6 protein-coding genes are annotated in these 3,752 nt (G+C 46.8%); all 6 read left to right on the forward strand.

Going from position 1 to position 3,752, the window contains the following annotated elements; all coding sequences use genetic code 11:
* Nucleotides 1-90: 90 nt before the first annotated feature.
* Complete coding sequence (locus tag K8S15_07185; GenBank protein MCD4775820.1) at nt 91-552, forward strand: mobile mystery protein A; 462 nt, start codon at nt 91-93, stop codon at nt 550-552.
* Complete coding sequence (locus K8S15_07190) at nt 552-1,139, forward strand: mobile mystery protein B (GenBank protein ID MCD4775821.1); 588 nt, start codon at nt 552-554, stop codon at nt 1,137-1,139. The genes K8S15_07185 and K8S15_07190 overlap by 1 nt, the downstream gene beginning before the upstream one ends.
* A 289-nt stretch (nt 1,140-1,428) precedes the next feature.
* The gene (locus tag K8S15_07195) at nt 1,429-1,944 is read left to right on the forward strand and encodes a 6-bladed beta-propeller (protein MCD4775822.1); all 516 of its coding nucleotides are present in this window, start codon (nt 1,429-1,431) and stop codon (nt 1,942-1,944) included.
* Nucleotides 1,945-2,062: 118 nt separating this feature from the next.
* Complete coding sequence (rnk, locus tag K8S15_07200) at nt 2,063-2,476, forward strand: nucleoside diphosphate kinase regulator (protein ID MCD4775823.1); 414 nt, start codon at nt 2,063-2,065, stop codon at nt 2,474-2,476.
* 140 nt (nt 2,477-2,616) lie between these two features.
* A complete protein-coding gene (locus tag K8S15_07205; protein MCD4775824.1) occupies nt 2,617-3,504 on the forward strand; it encodes a radical SAM protein in 888 nt (295 codons plus the stop codon).
* A 49-nt stretch (nt 3,505-3,553) separates the two neighbouring features.
* Nucleotides 3,554-3,752: tautomerase family protein (locus K8S15_07210; protein ID MCD4775825.1), on the forward strand; the 199-nt coding region annotated here is incomplete at its 3' end.

Consider the following 3,752-nt stretch of genomic DNA (forward strand, 5'->3'; position numbering starts at 1 on the left):
TCGACATATATATTAGTAATGTATATATATATGTAGACATCAGTATGTCTTTGTGATATTATTAATAGAACCTGACTCGGGAGAAGGAATATGAAAAGGAAAACGAAGCTCATTCGGGAGCAGCTTGATAAGACTCTGCGAAAATTCGAACCGCTGAGGGATTCAACACCTCCCGTCAAAGGCTGGATCCGTGCCATTAGAGATGCCTTGGGTATGAACGGAAGGCAACTCGCCGATCGACTTGGTGAACACCGATCACGCACGAAGCAAATTGAGGAGCAGGAGATAACCGGATCGCTTACCTTTAACACTATACGGAAGATCGCCGAAGCGCTGGACTGTGTTTTCGTTTACGGTCTTGTTCCCAGAACAAGCCTTGAAGAGACTGTTAGTGATCAGGCAAAGCAAATTGCTCTTGAACGCCTTGCGAGAGCCTCTCATACAATGAAGCTTGAGAATCAGGCACTCAGTGAAAAAGAGAATAGTGCTATCCTGTTCGATATGATCAGAGAAATTATTGATGAGCTTCCATCAAATCTCTGGGATGTATAATGCCGGATTTTGACTATCCTGAAGGAGCCACCCCCATTTATCCAGACGAAGCAGAAGGCCTGCTTCTCACGCATATAACCACACGTGGTGAATTGGACCGATGGGAGCAGGACAATATTGTTGAGGCATTGATATGGCTGGACAGGACAGCACCGGCAGATATCCTGAATGAGCAATTCATCAGAGAACTCCACAGGCGCATGTTCGCAAATGTCTGGAAATGGGCAGGACATTTTCGGCGCACCGACAAGAATATCGGCGGACCCTGGCATCAGATTTCAACTGACCTGAAAAACCTGTGCGATGATGTGCGTTTATGGATAGAACAGAATGAATATCCACCTGATGAAACAGCTATCCGTTTTCATCACCGGCTGGTGTTGATTCATCCGTTTTCCAACGGCAATGGTCGGCATGCACGGCTGATGACCGATCTGCTCCTTGAAAATATCCTCAATTGTTCAAGGTTCACATGGGGAAGTGAGGATCTTTCCAGAGCCGGCGATACCAGACAAAGATATATCGCAGCTCTTCATGCAGCAGATAAGTACGACTATGAACCCTTGCGGAGGTTCGTTAGAACATAGGATTCGCAGCAGAGTATGTATCCTGCCGGGAGAATGAATATGCCCGAGCATTGCACATCTCGCAGCTGATTGATACAGTAACTGCATGAATAGATAAATAGAGTCGGCTCATAATGTACGAGGAGGAAATGAATTGTGTTAGAGAGTAATATTTATCGCATGTATTTTTCTTCTGATCGCGGCATGCGGCGGTGAACAGACGGACGGCGTTTCAGAGACTGCCGGGGAACAGGTCATACAGCTGAGCGTTACAGATACCATCGGGATCGAGGTGGGGGATTCATGCTACGTGTTCGGTTATGTTGCCGATGCTGCCAGAACGGACAGCATCATCTACGCTCTTGATATGTCCAGGGCTCAACTCAGGAAATACACACCTCAGGGAGAGTATTCAGGCTATATCGGCGGAAGAGGAGACGGACCGGGGGATCTGGATGGAAACCTGTACATGGTACAGCGGCATACTCCGCAGTACCGGATCGTATGCTACGGATCCGATGCTGTTCCCTTCGACACCCTGTCACTTGACCTTCCAGTTATTCAGAAAACAGATGATGAAATCGCTCTGGAAAAACGGCATACAGAGGAGTATCTAACCGGAATGGGGACCTCCAACGTAATGCAGTGGATATATGATCCGGATACTTTCAAAGCGCCAATAGCTGGTATCTGGCTGGGCTGGGAGGGTAACCTGTGGGTACTGCGGGGCACCGATGACAGGCCTGTCTTCGATGTCTGGAGTATCCCGGAGGGCGAATATCTCTTTATGCTGCTGTCAAGTCACAATTCCTTGACTGTACCATAAATTCGATTAATAATACTAGTGAATTGGTACACATTTACGTTTATCCGGTTATGCAGCAATTGCATAGTCGTTACAGATGATAAAATAACTTTAATATCTCACTGAAGGAGTTAGAATAATGAAGAAAAGAAGAATCCATATCAGCTCTTTTGATAAGAAAAGATTGATGAAATTTATCGATAACTGTGATAGTAACCACCCTGATAAGAAGTATCTGGATGAGTTAGAAAAAGAATTAAATATTGGTATAATCATAAAACCAAAGAATGTACCGCCAAATGTGATTACTATGAATTCTAAAGTTCACCTCACAGATATGGATACGGGAGAAAAATTCACATATATGCTGGTTTTCCCCGAAGACGCCGATCTAAAAGCTGGAAAGATATCGATTTTAGCTCCAATTGGAACCGCATTGATCGGATACAGTGTTGGTGACATAATTGAATGGAATGTTCCAGCAGGATTAAGAAGATTAAAAGTCGAAGAAATTCCATACCAACCCGAAGCAGCCGGGCATTTCCACTTATAGAGCATACTGACTCGATGACAGGAAGGATTTCATCCTGTAATTTCCAGTACTGAATGCTCCGCGACCACCAGGCATGTTGTGTCGGTGAGTTTCATGTCAGGCTGCCTGCAGGGATATAATTCCGGAGGGAACGATAGGCGATGACGGAAGTTCGCATTTCCTCGCATCGATCCGTTCTTCAACCCTGCATTCTGGAAGGCTATACTTTTCAATTGGATCCCTATATCGGCTGCAGACATAACTGTCATTACTGTTACGCTCTCAACGAAGCTGAGACGGACTGGACCAGGGAAATACAAATACACCAGGACATTCGCAGCCAGCTCAGCGATGAGATCGCGTCTATCGATACTCAGCCCATTTACATCGGCTGGAATTCCGATGCCTATCAGCCTCTGGAAGCTGATTACAGGCAGACCAGACAGGCACTGGAATTACTTGCTGAACGCGGGTTTCCGGTTAGCGTGCTGACCAAGTCCGACCTGGTGGTCAGGGATATTGACTTATTCAAGCGTATGCCCGATTCATCGGCGGGCATCTCCATAGCCTTTCAGAACGACAATGACAGAGAATTGTTCGAAGCCGATACACCGCCTAACAGAGAGAGGCTCGAAGCTCTCAAAAAGCTCCATGAGGAGGGTATCAGAACGTATACTCTTATCTGCCCTGTGATACCGTTCATTACCGATGTGAGGGAACTTATCAGCCTGGCAGAACCGTATTCTGACGAAATCTGGGTTTACGCGTTGAACCTGAACGGATACGAAGACCGCAACTGGCAGAACATACGGCAGATACTGCAGGAGCATTACCCTGAGATGGTGAAAGAGTTCAGGGATGTGATCAGGAACGAACTTCGTCGTAATCCGGATGGTCTGACCTGGGCACAGCTTAAGGAGCGGCTTGATCTTCCCTACAAGAGTCCGTGTTCAACGTGGGTCTATCGGATGGAACAGGAAATCGGTTTGAAAAGGACAAAGGGTAACGGCCGTGCCTTCGTGTGGAGGCTTGGACAGAACAATTCCTGAATGGAGTTTCCTTTTCAGGCAGTTTTGCAGTAAAGAAAGGAGCAGCAGCATGCCAACAATCAGGATAGATGGACCAAAGGTTACAGACCTGGACAAGAAACGTCAGTTCGTGAAGGAGGTATCCGATGCAGCAGCCAGGCTCTACGGGTTGCCAGCACAGATCATGGTCGTCCTGCTTCGGGAAAACTCCCCTGATAATGTGGGGGTAGGAGGAGAGTTGCTGCTTGACCGGCACAAGAAGAATGAAT

This window comes from Candidatus Aegiribacteria sp. (assembly GCA_021108005.1).
Lineage (GTDB): Bacteria > Fermentibacterota > Fermentibacteria > Fermentibacterales > JCC-6 > Aegiribacteria.